Here is a 21,368-nt window from a genome sequence, read left to right as displayed (position 1 = left end):
TTTTAGCCATAAGTTCTGCTAATTCTTTTATTTTTTCTGCTTTTATACCTGTAATTTTTTCTGCTAATTCAGGAGTTTTTGGATTATTCTCATCAAATAATCTTTCTTTTAATTTAGCAAATCCTACTGTGTATTTTTTAAGGAATTTTTCATCGTGAAGATTGTTTTTAATTAGATGATAACACATTGCTTCTACTAAGGCAACATCGGTTGTAGGATTAATAAATACTTGTTCTGCACCTAAAAATCTTGCTGTATCATTATATACTGGGTCAATATTAATTACTTTTATTTTTCCATCTTTAACTAATGCTTGTAATTTTTCCATGTATGGGTATGTTTCGTGAGTTGCAACACCCCAAGCAATTTGATTAGTGTTTAGTATATCGGTAGACCACATTACAATTACTTTTGAATGTTCTAATACATTGTCCCAAGGTGTATGTTTAGCATTTGCTTCATCGTAACCTGTGATATGTGGAGTTATAGCACTAATACAATGACAAGAATAATTTAAAGTTCTTGTTGTAAAACCACCTGCAATATTTAACATTCTTCCAAGTAAACTTTGTGGGTTATTTATATTTCCAACACAATACCAGCCGTAGCTACCACCATACACAGAATGGTGTCCATATTTTTCATAAACTCTTTTAAGCTCATTAGCTACTAATTCATAAGCTTTTTCCCAAGTAATCTCAACAAATTCTTCTTTACCCCTTAAGTTTTTAGGAGCTTTTTCAAATCCTTTTTCTAAAACACTTTTTCTAACACTTGGGTTTTTAATTCTATCTTGTGAATATACTCTATTTACTACACCATTCATAAGAGTTGTTGGTTTAAAATCCCCATTAAAAGCCTTAAATCCTTCAACTTTGCTACTTCTAATAATTGGATGATAAGCTCCAAAATGTGAAGCACTAATTAAGCTTTCATCTATTTTAGGAATAGCGTTTTCACCAATAAAATCAACAGCACCTAAACTTGACGCACTAGCTGCTACTCCTGCTGCACCTTTTAAAAAGCTTCTACGAGATAACTTTTCCATAAATTCTCCTTAAAAATTTAAATAAAACTTAATTTTATAAGTTAGATAAAATTATAATAAAATAATTTAAGAATTAAGTAAATGGAATAATATTATAAGGCTATATATAAAGTTATTATAATAATATGAACTAACACAAAAAATAATATTTTTTTAAAAATGGAATTTAAAATATAATTTTAAATTCCAAAGTAAAAACACTAAAATATAAGATTAAATAAAGCTAAAATTATAAGTATAAATACAAAACCTATAACACCTATTAAAGTTTCTAGCATAGTCCAAGTTTTAAGAGTTGTTTTTTCATCTAAACCAAATAAGCCTTTTACAAGCCAAAATCCAGAATCGTTAAAATGAGAGCAAACAACACTACCACAAGCTATTGCTAAAACGATAGCAACTTTATCAAATTCTGCAATTGATGTATTTGCTGCAATAATTGGTGCCATTAAACCAGCTGTTGTAGTAAGTGCAACAGTAGCTGAACCTTGAGCAATTCTAATAATTGCTGCTATTATAAAACCAGCTAAAATAACAGGAACGCCTAAATTAGCTAAAGTTCCAGCCAACGCATCACCTATTCCACTAGCTCTTAAAACACCGCCAAACATACCGCCTGCACCGGTTACAAGCACTACAGAACAAATTGCAGGAAGAGCTTTTTCACAATATTTTTCAAGATTTTTAGCACCTAAGCTCTTATTAAATACAATAATACAAATTATTAAAGTAATCATAAGAGCGATTGGAGTTTGACCTATTAGATTTAAAACATTAAAACATATATCATTTTTTGCGATTATTTCTAATTTTTGCATAGATGAGATAATTGCACTTATAAAAATCAATACTACAGGGGTTAATAATATAAATATTACGGTTAAGAATTTAGGTTTATGTTTAATTTCTATTTTTTCATCTTCAAATAAATCTGGTGCTTTAAAATACATTTTTTTACCAGAATAAAGCCCAAATAAATAAGAGCTAAAATACCAAGTAGGAAGACCAATAATAAGTCCTAATATTAAAACCCAACCAACATTAGCGTCTATTGTAGCTGCTGCTGCAACTGGACCTGGGTGTGGTGGTAAGAAAACATGCATTACAGAAAACGCACCAACCGAAGGAAGTGCATAAGTTAAAACAGAACCTTTTAATTTATGAGCTACGCTTAATATAACAGGCAACATTACAATTAACCCTGCATCAAAAAATATAGGGAAAGCAAAAATCAATGAAGCTAAACCTAGTGCAAATGGAGCTCTTTGCACCCCAAAAAACTCAATTAAAGTATCAGCTAAAACTTGAGCTCCACCAGAAACTTCTAAAATTTTACCTATCATAGCACCAATACCAACTAATAAAGCAACACTTGCTAAAGTTGAACCAAAACCACCAAGCATTACTCCTAAAATTTTATCAAGCGGCGTATTGGCTGCTAAAGAAGTTAAAAAACTTATTATTATTAATGATATGAAAGCGTGAATTTTTAATTTCATAATCATAAATAATAATAAAACAACCGCAACTGCGGCAACACATAATAAGTAAGAAGCACTAAGCTCTTGCATTATTTCTCCTTTTATTTGAATTTATGTAATATTAAGAAAAATAGGTTAAAAATAGCAAGATTTTTATAAAAAAGGATAATTAATGAAACATTATAATATTGTTGTAATGGGAGTGTGTGGCTGTGGCAAAAGTACGGTTGGAGCTATGATTGCAAATAGTTTAGGAGCTAGCTTTATAGATGGAGATGATTTACACCCAAGAGCAAATATAGAAAAAATGCAAAGTGGGGTTCCATTAAATGATTTAGATAGAGAACCTTGGCTTGAAAGAATTGCTGATGTATTTTACTCAATTTCAAGAAGAAATCGCTCTTGTGTCATAGCTTGTTCTGCATTAAAAAAACAATATAGAGATAAAATAAGACAATCTGGTAAAATTATCTTTATTCATTTACACGGCTCAAAAGAATTAATAATGCAAAGAATGAGTAAAAGAAGCGGTCATTATATGAAAGAAAATATGATTGATTCTCAATTTTCAACATTGGAATTTCCACACAATGAAGATTTAGTAATAAATATTGATATTACCCCACCTATTGGAGAAATTGTTGAAGATGCACTAATAAAACTAGACCAACTTTAATAGTTTTGCATTTCTTCAAAAATCAACATTATCTCTTCTTGCGTTAAAATACCTAAGTGATAATAAAAAGTTTCATCATTGAAATTAACTTCTTTAAATTTCTTTCCAATTTCTGATTTTGGTTTGAAATTTACCCCATCTTTTGTATAAAAAAATTGTATCGGTATTAAAGAAATTGGGAATTTATTCAATAATTCAGGATTGTCAAAAATATCAATATTTAAAATTTTTACATTCAAATTACCTAGTTCATTATAAACTGATTTTAAAATTGGCTGAAATTGATTGCAAGATGAATTACTAGTATTACAAAAATTTAACAATATATTTGAATTATAATTTTTAATAATACTATTATCTATATAAGTTAATTCAAAACCATCTGTTTTTGTATAACTACCTTCGTTGTAATAATAATACCAAATGCCAAAAGCAGCTATTAATATAGCAAAAAACACTTTTGTCTTCATTCTAAAAACCTTTAAATTTAATAAAGGTATTTTAAAATATTTCTTTTAATCCCTAATAATTAGGGATTAAAAATATTATTTAGATTTAAAACTTAAAGTAGCAGTAAGCTGTAAAGTATCTCCGTATCTATCAAGATTATAAGGCAATTTTATACCAGCTGCAATAATTTGCAAGCCATCTTGAGGTTTGCTAAGAGTTAAAGTTGCAATACCTTTGTCATCGGTTGTAATATCATCTATATCATCATTTTGGTCTTCAAATTCAACCCCACTAATAGGTTTTCCATCTAACAATACTTGAACTTTTAATTTATCACCTACTTTTTTGTCTAGTGGATTTTCTAATGGAATTATTTCAAACTTTAATCCTAAAGGCTTACTTGATGCTTCGTCCCAAGCGAATATACTTTTACCCATTTTAAATATTTTTCTAGTTTGGGTTACTTCATTTGCACCTGTAATGTCGGTAATTTCATTTCTAGCTTGAGAATAATGTTTGCCATCTTTTGTAAAAGTATAATAACCAAAATCATAATTTACACTAGCTACTGATGGATTACCTTCTATAAAGATTTTATTATTTAAATAATCATATCCAGCTTTAAGCTTTTTACCCTTAGAATCTTTTGCACTTACACCAAATATTCTATCGCTTTGAAATTGACCCCAGTGATCATCAGCCCAAAATCCAACCTTATAACCATCATCTGTTTTCATTGGAAAAAATTGATGAGCAAATGCAGAACTTGCAACAAAAATACTAGCTAATGTAATTTTACTTAACTTCATAACATATCCTTTTTTTTAAATTAATTTGATATTGATTATTATATGAATTATTTATTAATTTTTGCTTAATTTGATAATAATTTTAATTTTCTTTAATAAATATATTTTTTACAAATAAAAAAGGATTTTAAATAAGATAAATATTATCTTTTTTTTGATATATTTTTAATACAAATTTTAAAATTAAGGAGAAAAGATGTTTAAATTAAGAACATTAAATTATGCAACAAATGCGTTTTCAGGCTTTTTAACTGAAGAAACTTTCAACTATCACTATGGTAAACACCATCAAACTTATGTTAATAATCTTAACAATTTGATTGCTGGAACAGAATTTGAAAAAAAAGATTTAGTTGATATTATCTTAACTTCTAAAGAAGGTATTTTTAATAATGCTGCACAAGTTTATAATCACGATTTTTATTTTGACTGCATTAGTCCAAAAGAAAGCAAAATGAGTGCTGAATTAGAAAAAGCAATTAATGAAGCTTTTGGAACCTGTTCAAACTTTAAAGATGAATTTATAAAAGGTGCTACAGGCTTATTTGGTAGTGGATGGTTTTGGCTTGTATATAATACTACAAGTAAAAAACTTGAATTAGTAAAAACAAGCAATGCAGCAACTCCAATTACTGATAAATTAATTCCTTTATTAGTTGTTGATGTTTGGGAACACGCTTATTATATTGACCACAGAAATGCAAGAGCAGCTTACCTTGAAGGTTTTTATAAGCATATTAATTGGGAATTCGTATCAAGTGCTTACGAATGGGCTTTAAAAGAAGGCTTTAATTCTGTTAAATTCTATGCAAACGAATTGCATAAATAATTCTTAGCCTACTTTTGTAGGCTTATCTTTTATATACTTGAATGTTAAATTGTGCTTTTATCAAATTCTTATCAGATTTTAAAACTATTGGGAAATGAACTCGTAAAATATTTGGAAAATTATCTAAAGAATCTATGAAATCATAAAAAATAGTTGGACTTGTTATTTTTGTGCTTACTGATAACTGATAGCTTACATAATCTTCACTAAAATCTAAATTCTTATCTAAATTCACTTCATCAAAAAAAGTCTTGCAATGATTTTTAAATTTTTCAATATCAAATTCATTATGAATTTTTGCTAAATTGGTTTTATTCTCTGATAAATAATCATTTAATTGTCTTTCAATACTTTCATTTTTTGCTTTATTTTGCTGAAATTTTGAATTTGAAGAGCTTAAAACTTCATTTGCAACTTTTAATTTATTTACACTTGGAATTATAAGCAAAGCACTAAGAGTAAAAATAGTAATCAAAAATATACTCAACCATAATAGCAACTTTACTATATCAATTTTACTCATACTATTATCTTTATTCATTAAAACCCTCAGAATTTTCAATAGTGTTAATGCTTACAAAGTTATACCAACCAGAATTTAATTGTATAAAATTAGTTTTTGATGTTTCAAAAATACTTTGAAGCGGTGTTTGCAATAAATTATTATAAATTTCTTTTGTTGGAGTAATTCCTTTAATCAATAAGCTTTTTTGCTCCATTAGAACTTCATTTAAAACTATACTATCAGGAACTAAGTCAAATAAATTTTTTATACTCTTTTTTAAATTTATATTAGAAGCTTGTATATCACTTACTAAAGCTATATATTCTTTATTTAAAATAATTTCATTCCTATTTTTTCCTATTAATTCTATCATTTTATCACTATTTTCTTTGGCTTGTTGTGCGTCGCTATATGCTAATTCTTGTTTTATTTTTATAAATACAGCAAAAAATATAATTACAAAAATAATGAAGATTAAAAAATAAAAGCATAATTTATTAAATTTATTTAATATAGGTTTTTGTTCAGCATTTTTAAGACTATATATCAATTTTTGCTCCTAAATCATTACTGCTTAATTTTAACATTTCCTTAAATATATCAATCGTATATACAATAGGCTTTATTAATAATTCACTTTCAATATAAGAATGCATAGCTTTAGAGCTTTTTTCGTGTTCAAATATAATAATATTATTAATAAAATCACTATCATAAATATTGTTATTATAAAATTCTTTAATCGCACTATTTATATATTCAAATATTTGCATATCCAAGCTAAATGATTGTAAATTTTCATTCAAATCAGAATTTAAATCAGCTCCTAAATCAAAATTATCATCAACCTTTACATTATCAAATTCATCAAAATCAAGTTCTTCTAATGTATCGTTATTACTATCTAATTCAATTTCTTCTTCTAATTCTAAAGATTGATGGTCTTCTTCATTATCTTTGTTAATTTTAAGCTCAAAATAACTACCAAGTTTAAATTTTTTACCATCATAAATCATTAAAGTAATGAATTCTCCGTATTTTAACACAAATAAACTTATGCCATCAAATACAAAACCATCTGATTTTTTATCTTGAATTAGCTTAAACAATATGCTAAAAGGAGAATAAATTAAATCCACTTGCAATTCATCAAAAACAATATCAGCATTGATTAATTCAGTTTTAGCCGCATACAAAAACGAATTATCAAAGATTTTTAAATTAACAGCACTGCTATCAACACCAAATTTTTGTAAATCTGTTTTATTAATTGTCGGCACCATTCCTTGACCGATACTAGTAAATAAAAGTGAAACATAAGTAAAATAATGATTATCAATTAAGGTTTTTATATATTTTAGTAATTTATTTTTATCTTCTTCAATAAAAGTTCTTTGATGAATTTTAATAATTTTTTCATTTTTAACAGAATAAGCTTCTATACTACAACTTTTATCCTTAATTACTAAATTAATAAAAATAGTTGATAGGTATTTTCTTATATTAAACATAAAAACCTTCTTCATTTAATTTAAGCTCTAGTTTATTAAATTCCTTATTTATTAAATTAACAGAATTTTCTTCATCTAATAATATCGGTTTTGAAATAATATAAGCAATTGTAGAAAATGGCTTAGCTAAAATCATCTTATCCCAACTTTTAGCCCTATAAAATCTACTTGCAGCATTATCAAAAATAATCGTAGGAATTTTATATTTTAAAGCTATTTTATAAGAACCTGCTGAAATACTATGATAAGGTCCTCTAGGTCCATCAGGAGTAATATATACATCATGACCTTGTCCTAAAAGACTTTTAATTTCAAGCAATGCTTTAACTGGAGAATCATAAGTGCTACCCCTAACAGCATTTATATTAAAGTATTTCATAACACTAGCAATTAATTCTCCATCTTTGTGATTACTTATTAATACATAAGGCTTTTTTTTATAACCATTTTTCTTCATATAAGCAAAAATAAAAGCCATCATAGTAAGTTTTCCATGCCAAAAAAGCACTATGCAAGGCTCTTTAGGTAAAGTTTTTTCTCCATAAAATCTTTTTTTACAAGTTAAATAAATAATATTTAAAAGTATAAATATTATAAAAGCTAAAATTTTAACTTTGTATTTCGCCATAAAGGGTTGTCCTAGAAGTCTTTGTAATCTTTACATTAACCATTTTTCCAAGCAATTCTTCGCTACCATTTACAACTATTAAGAAATTATTATCACTTCTTCCTGCTATAGTTTGATTTTCTCTTAATTCTTCAAAATATACTTTATAAGTTTTATTTAATTGTGCTGCACTAATCTCATCTAAAATTTCATTGTATAAACTTTGTAATTTAGTTAGCCTTGCACTTGCTATATTTTCAGGAATTTGATTTGGCATTGTTGCTGCAGGTGTTAGTGGTCTTTTAGAATACTTAAATGAAAAAATTTGCTCAAATCTAATTTTTCTCATTACATCAAGTGTTAATTCAAAATCTTCATCGCTCTCACCAGGAAATGCCACGATAATATCTGTTGATATACTAGCACTTGGAACTAATTCTCTTAATTTTAAAGCCCTATTTATAAACCATTCTCTAGTATAGCCACGCTTCATAGCTTTTAAAATACTTGTGCTACCACTTTGTAAAGGCATATGCATACTTTTACAAATTTTAGGATTTTTTGCAAAAGTTTCTAAAAACTTATCATCCATATGAAGTGGGTGTGGGCTAGTAAATCTAATCCTTTCAAGCCCATCAACCTCGCTAATCTCATTTAAAAGGTCTGAAAAATCCATTTTAGGATGGTTACTTGAAAATCTTTTACCATAATTATTTACATTTTGTCCTAGCAAAAATACTTCACTAGCTCCGTTGCTAACGGCTTTTTTTACTTCATTTAAAATAATATTTTTTGGAATACTTAGCTCATCTCCACGAGTGTGTGGGACGATACAATAAGCACAATGCTTATCACAACCTATCATAATATTTACATAGCTTTTATAAATACTATTTCTAAAATCAGCAAAAGCAAAATCGCTTTCATCGTAATTTATATCATTACTTATAAATTTTGGAGTTTTAATTGCTTCTGTTATACGGCTAATATTTCTTGCACCTAACACAAAATCAACTTGTGGAGCACGCTTAAAAATCTCGCTACCTAAATGAGAAGCCGTGCAACCACAAACGCCTATTTTTGCTCCTTCTTTTTTCTCTTTTAAAAAACCACCTACTTCACTAAAAAGCTTATGGACTGGTTTTTCACGCACACTACAAGTATTTATTAATATTAAATCAGCTTCTTTTTTATCTGTAGTTACTTCATAACCTTCTTTAGTGGTAAGCTCTGCAATCATACGCTCACTATCGCGAACATTCATTGCACAGCCTAAAGTTTCTATATATAATTTTTTACTCAAAGTATATGTACCTCATAAATAAATTCATCTTCTACTAAACCATATTTAACCGTATTTACATATACCTTAAAATTATTTAATTTTTCAACTAATTTTGTAATATCTTCACTAGAATTTGAATGGTCTAAAAATATAACCTTTTTTTCTTCAAGTATTTTTATAACTTCTTCAATAGTAACTTCTTTTGGTTTTGAATTTAAAGTTTGTTTTGCTAATTTAAATTTCATCTCATATCCTTTTTTAAATTAAAAAAATAAAATAATAACAAAAAGTTCTTTCATTAAACTTATTAAAAGTTATTTTTTATATAATAATAGTCTTCAAACTTCAATTAAAGGTAAAATCTTGGAAAGAATAGTAGATATAATAGAATCAATTGCGAATGAGAAATCATTGCCAATAGAAGAAGTAAGTGAGCGTGTAGTAAAAGCTATTACAAATACTGCTAAAAGACTTTTTGGTGATGATAAAGAATTTAGTGTAGATGTTAAAAAAACTCTTTGTGTATATCAAAATCTAGTAGTTGTTGCAAATAATGATGAATTAGCTAATAATGAAAGTAAATATATTAGCCTTGATAAAGCAAAATTAGAATCAAGTGAAGTAGAAATCGGAGATACTTTAAAATATGAAATATCTTTTGCAAATCTTGATAGAACTGCAATAAATTGGCTTTATAAAGAATTAGAATATAATGTGCAAAGACTTGTAGAAGAAAAATTATTTGAAAAATACCAAAGTATGGTTGATAGATTAATTTTTGGAACGGTAGTATTTGTTGATAATGATGAAAATACTTTCATAGAATTTGATGAAATTAGAGCAGTATTACCTAGAAAAAATCGTATAAAAGGCGAAAAATTTAAAGTTGGTGATGTATTAAAAGCTGTTATTAGAAAAGTTAGTGTTGATAAAAAACTAGGCTTAAAAGTTGAAATTTCAAGAACTTCTCCTAAATTTTTAAATGCACTTTTAATGCTTGAAGTTCCAGAGATTAAAGATGGTGCTATAGAAATTATTAATTGCGCTAGAATTCCTGGCGAAAGAGCTAAAGTTTTATTAAAAGCTAACTCAATCAATATTGACGCTGTAGGTGCTAGTGTTGGAACAAAAGGTGTTAGAATTAATGCTATTAGTAAAGAATTAAATGGCGAAAATATAGATTGTATAGAGTATTCTAACGAACAAGCTATTGTAGTTTCTCGTGCTTTAGCACCTGCAATTATTAATTCAGTTACGATTGATAACGACATAGCTAAGGTTGTAATAAATCACGACCAAAAAAGTAAAGCTATAGGTAAGCAAGGAATTAATATTAGATTATGCAATATGCTAACAGGACTTAATATTGAATTAATTGAAGTTGGCACTGAAGCAGAAAATCATATAAGCTCAGAAGAAGCAAAAGCAAATCTTGAAAATCTATTTAAAAATATATGATTGATTTAAGCAAAAACGAAAATACTTGTAATACTTTAGATATTAAAGAAATAATTAATAGTATTGAATTTAATAAGTATTCTTTTGATAAAAATTATAAATTATTAGATGAATTAGCTAATTTTTATAATTTAAAAAGTGATAATTTTGTTCTAGGTAATGGCTCAAGTAATGTTATTTATATGAGCCTCTTAGCATTTTATAAATATTCAAATTCCAATGTTCATTTAATATCACCATTACCTACTTTTGACTTAACACTTTATTATGCTAAAAATATAGGTTATAGTATTGATGGGTTTTACTTAGATAGTGAGTTTAATTTTGATATAAATAAAATAAAAATAATCCCAAATAAAATAAATATAATCTATCTTGTAAATCCAAACAATCCAACAGGCCTAATGCTAAGCAAAAAAGATTTAAATGAATTAAACTCAATTTGTAAAGATAATGTATATATGCTTTTAGATGAGGCTTATTGTGAATTTGCTGATGATTTTTATAGTTTAGAATTTGCAAAAAATCCAAATATTTTACATATTAGAACATTTTCTAAAATGTATTCATTAGCAGGTTTAAGAGTTGGATATGGGATAGCTCATAATAAATTAATATCAATTTTAAAAGATTTTTTTAGTCCTGATGCTATTAATGCTTTTGCTTTAGAGTGTGCAATTTTTGCCCTAAAACAAAAAGACTTTGCAAAAACTACAAGAAAAATTATTAACGATAATAAAGCTTTATTAGAAAATGAATTTGAAACTTTAAATATAAAATATTTTAAATCTCATACTAACTTTATTTTACACGAAATTAAAAGCACAAAATATGCTGATTTTATGAAAGAATGCGGGATAATAGTTGGAAGACCTATAGATAATTATCCTTTATTAAATAGAATTAGCATAGGAAATATTAAACAATTAAAAGAATTTATAAAAGCATTAAGGCTAGCTAAAAATCATAATTTAGTTTGAGCTTTAAGCTCAAACCTTATTTATCTTTAAAATAATTATCCAGTATTTCACAAATACAATGTATTGTGAAAATATGAATTTCTTGTATTCTTGGCGTATCCTTACTAGGTGCTTTTAGGGCAAAATACGGACTATTTTCTAATTTTTCACTAGCTAATAAAACGCATTTGCAACCAATTTTTCTAGCTTCTTCAAGTGCTAAAATAACATTTTTACTAGTCCCGCTAGTGCTTATACCAAACACTATATCTTCACTTTTAGCAATAGCATTTACTTGTCTACTAAACACATATTCATAGCCATAATCATTACCGATTGCAGTTAGTGCTGAAGTATCTGTGCTAAGTGCAATAGCACTAAGACCATTACGCTCACATTTATATCTTCCACTAAGTTCGGCTGCAAAATGTTGGGCATCTGCAGCACTACCACCATTGCCAAAAATCAATAATTTTTTACCATTTTCCAAAGCTTTTTTTATAATATCAGCTACTTGAATAATATCTTTTAAATATTCTTCATTAATATTATCATAAGCTTTTTTGTGCTCGTTTAACTCATTTTTTAATTTATTTAACATATAACTCCTTTATTTTTTCTATAATATTTGTGGTTGAATATCCTGTTTTAAATTCTATTAATTTTACTTCTTTTGCATATGATGAGCCAACAACTTCTTTTCCTTCATAATCAGCACCTTTTACCAATATATCAGGCTCTAAAGTTTTAATTAAATTAATTGGCGTATCTTCACTAAATTCACAAACATAATCTACAAATTCTAAAGCACACATCATAGCTTTTCTAGTCATTATATTATTAATTGGTCTATTTTCACCTTTTAATCTCTTAATACTTTCATCAGAATTTAAACCAACAACTAAAATATCTCCTAACTCCTTAGCTGCTCTTAAATAACTAAGATGCCCGTAATGCAAAATATCAAAACAGCCATTGGTAAAAACTATTTTTTTACCTTTACTAAGTTGTTTAATCTCATCTATATTTTTAAATTTATAAAATTCATTATCAAAATTTATAATCTCATCAAGCCCTACGCTAACAGCCCCTATCTTACCTACAACAATAGCAGCAGCTTTATTAGCTAAATCTATACTTTTACTAATATTAAAATCATTCGCTAAGAAAAATGATAATGATGAAATCACGCTATCTCCAGCACCGGTTACATCAAAAACTTCTTTAGCTAAAGCATAATGGCGATTTAATTTATTATCATAAACAGCAGCAATTCCATTGCTACCTAAAGTAATTAATGGTATTTTTAAATCCAATTCTTTTTGTAATTTTTCTAATGATTTTAATAATATATCATCATCATATTCATTAAAATTACCTAAAAATTCACAAGCTTCTTTGTAATTAGGTGTTATTAAATCTATGCCTTTAAACTTATAAAAATCTTTCTTAGGGTCTGCTAGGCTTAAAGTATTACTATCTTTTGCAAATTTAATTATTTTTTGTGCTAAATAAGGACTAACAACTCCTTTATCGTAATCACTAAAAATAATTACATCATATTTATCATTGCGTATTTTATCAAATAATTCATCAGCTAATTTATCGCTAATTTGCTCTGTGCTTTCTATATCTATTCTAACTATTTGCTGATTTGAGCCAAAAATACGAGTTTTTGTAGAAGTTTTTCTATCTTTTTGCTTAATTATATGGCAAGTTATATTTTGTTTTTGCAATTCACTTTCAATAAATCTAGCACTATCATCATCTCCAATAACACTTAAAATACTAACATTTGCACCTAATTTTGCAAGATTATTAGCAACATTTGCCATACCACCTAAGACTTTTTTCTCACTTTTAGGAGTGATTACTGGAACTGGTGCTTCTGGACTAATTCTAGTGCAATTTGCGAAAACATAAATATCGTGTATTAAATCTCCAATTACTAAAGCTTTAATATTTTTCATTCATAGTCCTTTTTTATATCTAATAAATTATTCACTTTTTTACAATATTCAAATTCTTTTAAATCTTCATTAAACAAATAACGATTATTAATATTTGCATTTATAGCCGCTTGCATATCACTTACTTTATCACCTATAAAAATTGAATTAAATAAATCTAAATTAAATTCTTTAGCTGCTTGTAAAATAAGACCAGCTTTTGGTTTTCTACATTCACAATTATCACTAGGTATATGCAAACAAGAATAAATTTTACTTATATTAATTTTATGATTTTTAAACTCATTTAAAATTGCTTCATTAAAAATATCCATTTGCTCTTTTGTAAAATACCCACGCCCTACTCCACTTTGATTTGTAATTATAAAAATCAAATAATCTTTATCTTGAAAGAATTTAACTATCTCAAAAATATTAGGCATAAATACTAATTTTTCTAATTCATAAACATAAGAAAAATCCTTATTAATTACTCCATCTCTATCTAAAAATAAAGCCTTTTTCATATTTTTTAATTCCATTTTTCTTTGTTCTAAAATAATTGCATCATTTAATGCTTCTTCACTATCACTTAATTCTAAAAAGCCATTATTTTCGGTAAATTGTTTATTTTTAAAACCCCAAATAAAAGCAATGATTACTATAAAAGCTAATAATATTGATACCCCTATCATTAGCATTAAAACATTTTCCATATTTATCCTTTTTGATTATTTTAATAAATATCATAAAACTATTAGGAATTTAATTTGGAAAATAAAATATAAAAATATCTATTAAAATATTCAACGAGTAATTAGCTAATATAAAAAATATTAGCTAATTTAAAATTAATTTCTAACTTTATCTAATACACCATTAATAAGCTTAGGTGCATTATCACTTGCATATTCTTTAGCTAGTTCAATAGCTTCATTTATAACAACAGCTTTATCTGTTTTTGTAAAAAGCAATTCATAAACACCAAGTCTTAAAATAGCTTTTTCCATACCACCTAAATTACTAACTTCATTGCTTTCTAAAATACCTTTTAAACACTCATCTATTTTTAATAGATTTGTTTGAACGCCGTTAAATAATTCTAAAGCCCATTCACGAATAGCATTTCTTATTTTATGCTCTTCTAAATAATCATTTACATGCTCACTATTTTGAACATAATCAAATGAATACAATAAACTTACAACCGTTTTTCTAGCTTGATGTCTAGTTGCCATTTTGAACTCTTTGTAAATTTAGCATTTCAATAGTAGTTACCATAGCTTCATAACCTTTATTACCACTTTTAATTCCTGCTCTATCCATAGCTTGCTCTGTAGTGTTTGTTGTAAGAACACCAAAACTAATTGGAGTATCATTTGCTAAAGTTATAGCTGCAACACCTTTAGTGCATTCTGCTGATACATAATCAAAATGTGGGGTATCTCCACGAATAACAGCACCTAAAACCACTATTCCATCATAATTTTTCTTCACTGCTTGTTTTAAAGCATAAGGTAATTCAAAAGCACCAGGAACTAAAATTAAATCTAAATTCTTTTCATTTCCACCAAAACGAACAAAAGCATCTTTAGCACCTTCAACTAATTTATCAGTTATAAAACTATTAAATCTAGCGTTTATTATGGCAAATTTCTCATTACCATTTAATTTTAATTGTCCTTCAATAATATTCATACTTATTCCTTATTTAATATTTTCAATAATAAATTAATTTTCTCTTCTAATTTGCTAGTAGCTACCATATTAGGTCCATCGCATAAAGCTTCACACGGATTAAAATGTGTTTCAAAGAAAAATCCATCAACGCCAACTCCAGCAGCAGCTCTTGCTAAAGGCAATACAAAAGAGCTATCTCCACCACTCTTACCACCTGCTGCTCCAGGCATTTGAACGCTATGTGTAGCATCAAATATAACAGGTGCGAAATTTCTCATAATTTTAAGAGATCTCATATCAACAACTAAATTCCCATATCCAAGACTAGTTCCACGCTCAACCGCTAAAACACCAGCTTCTCTTGCCATTTGATGAGCTTTTGAAAAATCTTCGTCTTTTAAATCTTTATATGATAATTCTCCAATATCAGAGCAAGCAAAAAAACTTTCATCATTAGTTTTATAATCATACCCTCTAGTCTGTGCTACTTTTGCTACGCTATATTTCATATCACTTGGGTTTAAAAATTGACCTTTTTTGATATTTACAATAGCTTTAGTTTTAGCAGCTGCAACTAATAAATCAGTTTGTCTGCATAAAAAAGCTGGAATTTGAAGAGTATCAACAACTTGAGCTGCGATTTCAGCTTGATAACTCTCGTGAATATCTGTAATTATTTTATATCCAAATTTAGATTTTATATCAGCTAAAATCTGCAAACCTTTTTCAAGTCCAGGTCCTCTAAAACTATCTAAACTTGTGCGATTTGCTTTATCAAAACTTGATTTAAAATAAAAATCAATTTGTGGATGTTTTGCAATTTTTTCTAATCTTTTTGCAACTTCTGTAACAATTTCAGGACTTTCTATAACGCAAGGTCCTGCAAATAATATTATTTTTCTCATTTTTTATTATCCTTACTTAAACTTATTCCTATACCACCTATTAAAACGCAGATTATACCTGTTAAAACTACAAAACTTGGTAAATCATCTCCTAAAAGTATTCCTAAAAATAAAGTAAATACAACATCAATATATCCAACTCCAGCTACAACCCCAGCCTTTTTAGCTGCTTTATAGGCTTTTGTTACATATATTTGGTATAGAATCGATAAAGAGCCCATTAAAATAATTAAAATCCATATTTTATATCCAACAGGCATTACAAATGTAGCAAAAGCAAAATCAAAATGCCTAATAATACTCTCATTTAAATACTCTCCGCCTAGCATAGATAATATAGGTAAAATTGTTCCTAGTATAAAAAAACTTGATGCTATAACTTCAGTATTGTAAAACTTTCCTAATTCCCTAGCACTTGTTAAAGCAAGCGCTGCTGTTAAACCACTTAAAACACCTAAAATTGAGTTTTTAATATCAAAACCACTATGTAAATGTTCAGGTGCAAATGGTTGAATTATTAGCATTACACCACCAAAAGCTAATAATAAATATAAAATACTTTTAAATCCTAACTGCTCTTTAAAAAACAAAAATGCAATTAATGCTACAAAAAGTGGATTTGTTTTTTGAAAAGCAAAAGCACCACCTAAAGAAATATTAGCGACATTATAAAAGAAAAAATATAAAGAAATAGTTCCTATTAAACCACGAAAAAACAATAAAGAGAATTTACCACCTGATTTTTTATGTGGAATTTTATAAATCAAATAAGCTATAAAAATAACTCCAATAACATTTCTAAAAAACATTATTTCTACACTAGGCATAGTATTTGCAAGTAGTTTTGCACAGCACCCCATGAGTGCAAATGCAAAACTAGCAATAACCATAAAATATATTCCTAGATTTTTTTTAATTAACCTTTTTAAACTAAGCATAATTATTTAGCTAAAGGAATACTAGGTGGTATAATTCCAGGCATAAAATATGCAATTAAGCTTACCCAAATTCCTATAATTATTATCATAGCTATTGAGTATTTAACTGTGTATTTAAACAACTCACTCTCGCGTCCTACAAGGCCAACAGCAGCACAAGCAACTGCAATACTTTGTGGAGATATCATTTTACCAACAACACCACCTGCACTATTTGCTGCTAAGAATAATGTGTCAGAAAAGCCTAATTGATGAGCTGTAACTTGTTGTAAAGAACCAAATAAAAGGTTTGCACTTGTATCAGAACCTGTTAAGAATACTCCAATCCAACCAATTACAGGAGAGAAGAATGTAAATGCTCCACCAGTTTGTGATAATGCAATTCCTAATGTTCCACTAGCTCCACTATAATCAGTAATTTTTGCAAAACCAACAACTAAACCAATAGTTAAAATAGGAAACGCCATTTCTCTTAAAGTATCATTAAAGCATACTTTAGCATCACTAGCTTTTACTTTTAAAATATATATACTTGCAATTGCAGCAAATAAAATAGCTGTTCCTGGAGTGTTGATTAATGGAATTCCTAGTCCTAAAGGTTGAGTTCCTGCTTTTCCACCTTCTACAAGTGATGGTTTAATAACTGCTAAATCACCTAAACTAGCAAATGATAATTTAAGATTTGTAAATGCTAAAGCTGCATCAGTTCCAAATAATGATTTAAACCAACCTTGAGTCCATATAACAACAAATACAATTAATAATAAGAAAGGTGACCAAGCATAAACAATTTCTTTGATGCTTAAAGTTTTTACATCGCTAAAATCTTTTTTATCATCAAATCTTACAATATTTTTAAGTTTAAATGTTTTTGCAGCAACAGCAGTAGCTACTAAAGAAACAATAGCTGAAATAATATCAGGTAATTCAGCACCTAAGAAGTTTGCTGATAAAAATTGTGCTATAGCAAAAGAAATAGCTGCAACAAATACAATAGGGAAAGTTTCTTTAATACCTTTCATACCATCCATTAAAAATACTATAAAAAATGGAATACAAAAACTAAACGGAGGTAAAATTCTACCAACCATAGCAGCAACTTCATATTGTTGTATTCCAACAGCTTGAGCCATTGCAATAATTGGAATACCAATAGCACCAAATGCAACAGGAGCTGTGTTTGCTATCATACAATATCCAGCTGCTTGTAATGGTCTAAGACCTAAACCAACAAGTAAAGCAGCAGTAATTGCAACAGGGCCACCAAATCCAATAGCACCTTCTAAGAATGCTCCAAAACAAAATCCAATGATGATTACTTGAATACGATGATCAGGCGTAATTGTCATAATACTTTGTTTAATTACTTCAAATTGACCTGATTTAATCGAAAGCTTATAAAGAAAAATAGCTGCTATTATAATCCAAGCAATAGGCCAAATACCAGTAGTAAAACCTACTATAATACTAGCAAATGCAGCATTTAACGGCATTTTATAAGCAAAAACTGCAACAAGAATGGCTGTAACAACAGTTAAAAAACCTGCCACATAACCTTTTGTCTTAAAAACCACTAGGCAAAGAAAAAAGCAAAGTATAGGTAAAAACGCTACAAATGCACTTAACCAAATGTTGCCAAGTGGGTTAAAATTAGGTGTAAATTCCATAATTTTCCTTTCGTGATAAGATTTTAATATTTTAATTTTAAATGCTGAATTTAGCATATAATAACAACAAGATTAAGAATAATCGTAATATTTTTAACAATATGTTACTTTTTGTAACAAATTTACAAATAAGTTTTTTAAGATATAATAGCTCATTTTATTAATTTAGAAAGGTTATTTTATGAGAGGTTATACCATTTTTTCGGGTTCTGCAAATATTCAATTTGCCAATAAAGTCGCTCAAAGATTAGATTGTAAATTAAGCGATGCTGGAGTTAAGCGTTTTAGTGATGGAGAAATTAGCGTTCAAATTGGAGAAAGTGTGCGTGGTAAAGATGTGTTTATTATCCAAAGCACTTGCGCACCAGCGAATGATAATTTAATGGAATTATTAATATTAACTGACGCATTAAAAAGAAGTTCAGCTAATTCAATCACTGCTGTAATTCCTTATTTTGGATATGCTAGACAAGATAGAAAAGCAGCTCCTAGAGTTCCAATTAGTGCAAAATTAGTAGCTGATTTAATGCAAACTGCAGGAATTAGCCGTGTAGCTACTATTGATTTACATGCAGGTCAAATTCAAGGATTTTTTAATATCCCTGTTGATAATTTATACGGAAGTATTATTTTTAACGAACATTTAAAACAAAGAGATTTAAGTAAAGCAGTAGTTGCAAGTCCTGATACAGGTGGAATTGTTCGTGCAAGAGCTGTTGCAAAAGCACTAGATTTAGAACTTGTTATTGTTGATAAACGCCGTGAAAAAGCTAATGAAAGCGAAGTTATGAATGTAATTGGCGATGTAAATGGTAAAGATGTAATTATAGTTGATGATATGATTGATACTGCAGGAACTATTGTTAAAGCTGCTGAAGTGTTTAAAAAATTAGGAGCTAAAAGTGTAATTGCTTGCTGTACTCATCCTGTTTTAAGTGGAGCTGCTTATGATAGAATAGAAAATGGTGCTTTAGATGAATTAATAGTAACTGATACTATACCACTAGCAAAAGAATGTAAAAAAATAACAGTTTTAAGTGTTGCACCTTTATTTGGAGAAGTTATTCGCCGTGTTTATCATAATGAAAGTGTTAATGGTTTATTTTCATAATTAAATTTTTCATAATTCCTAATTTAATTAATTAGGAATTATTTTTTAAACTTATAGCTAAATAATCCAAATCATCTTCGCTCAATTTATTTATATTAATAATAAAATTAATATATTTAGTTTGAATATAAATTCCTTGATAATCTATATATTTTATTTTCTTATACTTGACTTTAAATAAGAAAAATCCATATTCAAATTCTAAAAAATCATCATAAAAATTAATTTTGATTAAATTAAATTTTAGCTCAAAAACTAGCGTAATTATAGGATTTAAAATAATTAAAAAATACATTATAATAATTTCATCACTATATTTAAACGCTGCGATTATAAAAATAAACCAAATTAATAAAATCAAAAAATATTTATTAAAAGCCTTTAGCTTTATACTATGTTTAAGTAATGGTAATTCATAATCATCAGGGTATTTGCCTTTAATATTTAGCATATAAAATATACTCGCAAAAAACATAAAAAATGGGAAAATATACTTTAAATCTTCATAATTATCTCTTACTTTGTATCGCTCATAAATAAAGCCATTTGATTCTAATTGTCTTATTTCTGGATAAAATACGCTAGGAACATAGTAAATAGCTACTTTTTGCCCTATGAGATTTTTTGCATAACTTTTATCTTCTCTTGCTATAAAAGTTTTGTGATTTTTATTATTATCAATCATTTTATAATGCCATATTATGTAATCAGTTCTACTCCTAAATATTTTCTTATAAACTATCTTTTCTATATCGTACAATACACCTTCAGCCTTTTTAAGTTCATCAAGATTTTTTGTATGATCGCTTATGTATTCTAAGCTATATAAAACTATCACAATAAAAGTTAGAAAAACAAAAAACGCTGAAACTAATTGAAATAAAAACAATAAAAAATTACCTTTTTTATCATAACAAAGTCTAAAAATAAATATCAAATATAAGTGTTTAAAAAATGCTAACATTACCAAAAAGGAAGCTTGGCTTCCTAAAAATCATAAATATTTTTTAATATTTTCAACCCAAGCATTAATTCTTGCTTCGTTTTTATCCCCATCAGCTTTATCAAGGCAAAGCCCTCTTAAAGCTTTTCCAAATTGTAATCTTGAGAATGTGTAGTTATAATCACTTGAGCAAACTTCGCCTATAAATCTTGCTCCACTAAAAGCTAATTTATCATAAAAATCAGCTACACCAGAGCAAAAACTATCAGGATGTCTTTCTTGTCCGCCAACACCTACGATAGCTACATTTTTATCGCTAAAATCAATAGTATTTAATAATTTTACTTTACTTCCCCAATCATCAGCCAAAGCACCAAAAAAATAGCTTGAACTCATTAAGATTAAAGTTTTATATTCTGATAATGCGTTTATTTCAACATCTTTAATATTTACAACATCAGCACCAATTTTTGCTGCGATTTGCTCTGCAAAAGCTTTAGTAGTACCACCTTTTGTAGCATAAAAAATACCAACTTTTTTCATAACTTCTCCTTAAA

25 protein-coding genes and 1 pseudogene are annotated in these 21,368 nt (G+C 27.5%); 5 read left to right on the top strand and 21 right to left on the bottom strand.

Annotation, left to right across the window (positions count from 1 at the left end):
- Both KJR01_RS08455 and KJR01_RS08450 read right to left on the bottom strand, forming a co-directional pair.
- The coding region (locus KJR01_RS08455; protein ID WP_214118576.1) for a molybdopterin-dependent oxidoreductase at positions 1-1,048 on the bottom strand (1,048 nt) is incomplete at its 3' end.
- 200 nt (positions 1,049-1,248) lie between these two features.
- On the bottom strand, positions 1,249-2,619 hold the full coding sequence (locus KJR01_RS08450) for a GntP family permease (RefSeq protein WP_214118575.1): 1,371 nt from the start codon (positions 2,617-2,619) through the stop codon (positions 1,249-1,251).
- An 82-nt stretch (positions 2,620-2,701) separates the two neighbouring features.
- Here KJR01_RS08450 and KJR01_RS08445 point away from each other — a divergent pair, with 82 nt between their 5' ends.
- Entirely contained in the window at positions 2,702-3,205 is a 504-nt protein-coding gene (locus tag KJR01_RS08445) for a gluconokinase (RefSeq protein WP_214118573.1), read from the top strand.
- Here KJR01_RS08445 and KJR01_RS08440 read toward each other — a convergent pair.
- Entirely contained in the window at positions 3,202-3,675 is a 474-nt protein-coding gene (locus KJR01_RS08440) for a thioredoxin family protein (protein WP_214118571.1), read from the bottom strand. The two genes, KJR01_RS08445 and KJR01_RS08440, sit on opposite strands and share 4 nt — an antisense overlap.
- A gap of 75 nt (positions 3,676-3,750) precedes the next feature.
- Entirely contained in the window at positions 3,751-4,464 is a 714-nt protein-coding gene (locus tag KJR01_RS08435) for a DUF4198 domain-containing protein (RefSeq protein ID WP_214118569.1), read from the bottom strand.
- A gap of 196 nt (positions 4,465-4,660) precedes the next feature.
- Here KJR01_RS08435 and KJR01_RS08430 point away from each other — a divergent pair, with 196 nt between their 5' ends.
- Positions 4,661-5,293, top strand: coding sequence for a superoxide dismutase (locus KJR01_RS08430; RefSeq protein ID WP_214118567.1), 633 nt, complete (start codon positions 4,661-4,663; stop codon positions 5,291-5,293).
- A gap of 22 nt (positions 5,294-5,315) precedes the next feature.
- Here the strand turns inward: KJR01_RS08430 and KJR01_RS08425 are convergent, their stop codons facing one another.
- Genes KJR01_RS08425 through KJR01_RS08400 form a run of 6 tightly spaced genes read right to left on the bottom strand, consistent with a single transcriptional unit; the run spans position 5,316 to position 9,446 of the window.
- Positions 5,316-5,834 (bottom strand): hypothetical protein, encoded by a 519-nt coding sequence (locus KJR01_RS08425; protein WP_214118565.1) that lies wholly within the window; start codon positions 5,832-5,834, stop codon positions 5,316-5,318.
- Positions 5,827-6,348 (bottom strand): hypothetical protein, encoded by a 522-nt coding sequence (locus tag KJR01_RS08420; RefSeq protein WP_214118563.1) that lies wholly within the window; start codon positions 6,346-6,348, stop codon positions 5,827-5,829. Before KJR01_RS08420 ends, KJR01_RS08425 begins: the two co-directional genes overlap by 8 nt.
- Entirely contained in the window at positions 6,338-7,309 is a 972-nt protein-coding gene (locus KJR01_RS08415; RefSeq protein WP_214118562.1) for a DUF8341 domain-containing protein, read from the bottom strand. The genes KJR01_RS08420 and KJR01_RS08415 overlap by 11 nt, the downstream gene beginning before the upstream one ends.
- A complete protein-coding gene (locus KJR01_RS08410) occupies positions 7,302-7,937 on the bottom strand; it encodes a lysophospholipid acyltransferase family protein (RefSeq protein ID WP_214118560.1) in 636 nt (211 codons plus the stop codon). Before KJR01_RS08410 ends, KJR01_RS08415 begins: the two co-directional genes overlap by 8 nt.
- A complete protein-coding gene (miaB, locus tag KJR01_RS08405; protein WP_214118558.1) occupies positions 7,918-9,219 on the bottom strand; it encodes a tRNA (N6-isopentenyl adenosine(37)-C2)-methylthiotransferase MiaB in 1,302 nt (433 codons plus the stop codon). Before miaB ends, KJR01_RS08410 begins: the two co-directional genes overlap by 20 nt.
- A complete protein-coding gene (locus KJR01_RS08400; protein WP_214118556.1) occupies positions 9,216-9,446 on the bottom strand; it encodes an HP0268 family nuclease in 231 nt (76 codons plus the stop codon). The genes miaB and KJR01_RS08400 overlap by 4 nt, the downstream gene beginning before the upstream one ends.
- A gap of 118 nt (positions 9,447-9,564) precedes the next feature.
- Between KJR01_RS08400 and nusA the strand changes: the two genes are divergently transcribed.
- On the top strand, positions 9,565-10,659 hold the full coding sequence (nusA, locus tag KJR01_RS08395) for a transcription termination factor NusA (RefSeq protein ID WP_214118554.1): 1,095 nt from the start codon (positions 9,565-9,567) through the stop codon (positions 10,657-10,659).
- Positions 10,656-11,639 (top strand): pyridoxal phosphate-dependent aminotransferase, encoded by a 984-nt coding sequence (locus KJR01_RS08390; protein WP_214118552.1) that lies wholly within the window; start codon positions 10,656-10,658, stop codon positions 11,637-11,639. The genes nusA and KJR01_RS08390 overlap by 4 nt, the downstream gene beginning before the upstream one ends.
- A gap of 16 nt (positions 11,640-11,655) precedes the next feature.
- Here the strand turns inward: KJR01_RS08390 and KJR01_RS08385 are convergent, their stop codons facing one another.
- The 9 genes and pseudogenes from KJR01_RS08385 to KJR01_RS08350 all read right to left on the bottom strand — a co-directional run bounded on the left by KJR01_RS08385 (position 11,656) and on the right by KJR01_RS08350 (position 18,757).
- Positions 11,656-12,219, bottom strand: coding sequence for a D-sedoheptulose-7-phosphate isomerase (locus tag KJR01_RS08385; protein ID WP_214118550.1), 564 nt, complete (start codon positions 12,217-12,219; stop codon positions 11,656-11,658).
- Entirely contained in the window at positions 12,209-13,588 is a 1,380-nt protein-coding gene (gene rfaE2 / locus KJR01_RS08380) for a D-glycero-beta-D-manno-heptose 1-phosphate adenylyltransferase (RefSeq protein ID WP_214118548.1), read from the bottom strand. The genes KJR01_RS08385 and rfaE2 overlap by 11 nt, the downstream gene beginning before the upstream one ends.
- Complete coding sequence (locus KJR01_RS08375; protein WP_214150611.1) at positions 13,585-14,094, bottom strand: D-glycero-alpha-D-manno-heptose-1,7-bisphosphate 7-phosphatase; 510 nt, start codon at positions 14,092-14,094, stop codon at positions 13,585-13,587. Before KJR01_RS08375 ends, rfaE2 begins: the two co-directional genes overlap by 4 nt.
- 81 nt (positions 14,095-14,175) lie before the next feature.
- A pseudogene (gene ccoS, locus KJR01_RS10595) lies at positions 14,176-14,268 on the bottom strand (cbb3-type cytochrome oxidase assembly protein CcoS); the annotation flags it as partial.
- A gap of 150 nt (positions 14,269-14,418) precedes the next feature.
- Positions 14,419-14,805, bottom strand: a complete 387-nt coding sequence (nusB, locus tag KJR01_RS08370; protein WP_214118544.1) for a transcription antitermination factor NusB — start codon at positions 14,803-14,805, stop codon at positions 14,419-14,421.
- The gene (gene ribH / locus KJR01_RS08365) at positions 14,795-15,265 is read right to left on the bottom strand and encodes a 6,7-dimethyl-8-ribityllumazine synthase (protein ID WP_214118534.1); all 471 of its coding nucleotides are present in this window, start codon (positions 15,263-15,265) and stop codon (positions 14,795-14,797) included. The genes nusB and ribH overlap by 11 nt, the downstream gene beginning before the upstream one ends.
- Before the next feature lie 2 nt (positions 15,266-15,267).
- The gene (kdsA, locus tag KJR01_RS08360) at positions 15,268-16,152 is read right to left on the bottom strand and encodes a 3-deoxy-8-phosphooctulonate synthase (protein ID WP_214118532.1); all 885 of its coding nucleotides are present in this window, start codon (positions 16,150-16,152) and stop codon (positions 15,268-15,270) included.
- Positions 16,149-17,090 (bottom strand): DMT family transporter, encoded by a 942-nt coding sequence (locus tag KJR01_RS08355; protein WP_250325177.1) that lies wholly within the window; start codon positions 17,088-17,090, stop codon positions 16,149-16,151. The genes kdsA and KJR01_RS08355 overlap by 4 nt, the downstream gene beginning before the upstream one ends.
- 2 nt (positions 17,091-17,092) lie before the next feature.
- On the bottom strand, positions 17,093-18,757 hold the full coding sequence (locus KJR01_RS08350) for a lactate permease LctP family transporter (RefSeq protein WP_250325176.1): 1,665 nt from the start codon (positions 18,755-18,757) through the stop codon (positions 17,093-17,095).
- Positions 18,758-18,938: 181 nt separating this feature from the next.
- Between KJR01_RS08350 and KJR01_RS08345 the strand changes: the two genes are divergently transcribed.
- A complete protein-coding gene (locus tag KJR01_RS08345; protein WP_214118527.1) occupies positions 18,939-19,868 on the top strand; it encodes a ribose-phosphate pyrophosphokinase in 930 nt (309 codons plus the stop codon).
- A 31-nt stretch (positions 19,869-19,899) separates the two neighbouring features.
- Here KJR01_RS08345 and KJR01_RS08340 read toward each other — a convergent pair whose 3' ends face one another.
- Both KJR01_RS08340 and KJR01_RS08335 read right to left on the bottom strand, forming a co-directional pair.
- Complete coding sequence (locus tag KJR01_RS08340) at positions 19,900-20,757, bottom strand: hypothetical protein (protein WP_214118525.1); 858 nt, start codon at positions 20,755-20,757, stop codon at positions 19,900-19,902.
- Between the two features lie 105 nt (positions 20,758-20,862).
- The gene (locus tag KJR01_RS08335; RefSeq protein ID WP_214118522.1) at positions 20,863-21,354 is read right to left on the bottom strand and encodes a flavodoxin domain-containing protein; all 492 of its coding nucleotides are present in this window, start codon (positions 21,352-21,354) and stop codon (positions 20,863-20,865) included.
- Positions 21,355-21,368 lie beyond the last annotated feature (14 nt).

Origin of the sequence: Campylobacter sp. 2018MI10 (assembly GCF_018501175.1) — a bacterium.
GTDB lineage: Bacteria > Campylobacterota > Campylobacteria > Campylobacterales > Campylobacteraceae > Campylobacter_E.
This window is presented reverse-complemented; position numbering and strand designations above follow the sequence as displayed.

Excerpts from the sequence above, each read along its gene's own strand:
- KJR01_RS08450 (WP_214118575.1), bottom strand. The coding sequence starts at position 2,619 with ATGCAAGAGCTTAGTGCTTCTTACTTATTATGTGTTGCCGCAGTTGCG.
- KJR01_RS08445 (WP_214118573.1), top strand. The coding sequence starts at position 2,702 with ATGAAACATTATAATATTGTTGTAATGGGAGTGTGTGGCTGTGGCAAA.
- KJR01_RS08440 (WP_214118571.1), bottom strand. The coding sequence starts at position 3,675 with ATGAAGACAAAAGTGTTTTTTGCTATATTAATAGCTGCTTTTGGCATT.
- KJR01_RS08435 (WP_214118569.1), bottom strand. The coding sequence starts at position 4,464 with ATGAAGTTAAGTAAAATTACATTAGCTAGTATTTTTGTTGCAAGTTCT.
- KJR01_RS08430 (WP_214118567.1), top strand. The coding sequence starts at position 4,661 with ATGTTTAAATTAAGAACATTAAATTATGCAACAAATGCGTTTTCAGGC.
- KJR01_RS08425 (WP_214118565.1), bottom strand. The coding sequence starts at position 5,834 with ATGAATAAAGATAATAGTATGAGTAAAATTGATATAGTAAAGTTGCTA.
- KJR01_RS08415 (WP_214118562.1), bottom strand. The coding sequence starts at position 7,309 with ATGTTTAATATAAGAAAATACCTATCAACTATTTTTATTAATTTAGTA.
- KJR01_RS08410 (WP_214118560.1), bottom strand. The coding sequence starts at position 7,937 with ATGGCGAAATACAAAGTTAAAATTTTAGCTTTTATAATATTTATACTT.
- KJR01_RS08400 (WP_214118556.1), bottom strand. The coding sequence starts at position 9,446 with ATGAAATTTAAATTAGCAAAACAAACTTTAAATTCAAAACCAAAAGAA.
- KJR01_RS08390 (WP_214118552.1), top strand. The coding sequence starts at position 10,656 with ATGATTGATTTAAGCAAAAACGAAAATACTTGTAATACTTTAGATATT.
- KJR01_RS08385 (WP_214118550.1), bottom strand. The coding sequence starts at position 12,219 with ATGTTAAATAAATTAAAAAATGAGTTAAACGAGCACAAAAAAGCTTAT.
- rfaE2 (WP_214118548.1), bottom strand. The coding sequence starts at position 13,588 with ATGAAAAATATTAAAGCTTTAGTAATTGGAGATTTAATACACGATATT.
- KJR01_RS08375 (WP_214150611.1), bottom strand. The coding sequence starts at position 14,094 with ATGAAAAAGGCTTTATTTTTAGATAGAGATGGAGTAATTAATAAGGAT.
- nusB (WP_214118544.1), bottom strand. The coding sequence starts at position 14,805 with ATGGCAACTAGACATCAAGCTAGAAAAACGGTTGTAAGTTTATTGTAT.
- ribH (WP_214118534.1), bottom strand. The coding sequence starts at position 15,265 with ATGAATATTATTGAAGGACAATTAAAATTAAATGGTAATGAGAAATTT.
- kdsA (WP_214118532.1), bottom strand. The coding sequence starts at position 16,152 with ATGAGAAAAATAATATTATTTGCAGGACCTTGCGTTATAGAAAGTCCT.
- KJR01_RS08355 (WP_250325177.1), bottom strand. The coding sequence starts at position 17,090 with ATGCTTAGTTTAAAAAGGTTAATTAAAAAAAATCTAGGAATATATTTT.
- KJR01_RS08350 (WP_250325176.1), bottom strand. The coding sequence starts at position 18,757 with ATGGAATTTACACCTAATTTTAACCCACTTGGCAACATTTGGTTAAGT.
- KJR01_RS08345 (WP_214118527.1), top strand. The coding sequence starts at position 18,939 with ATGAGAGGTTATACCATTTTTTCGGGTTCTGCAAATATTCAATTTGCC.
- KJR01_RS08335 (WP_214118522.1), bottom strand. The coding sequence starts at position 21,354 with ATGAAAAAAGTTGGTATTTTTTATGCTACAAAAGGTGGTACTACTAAA.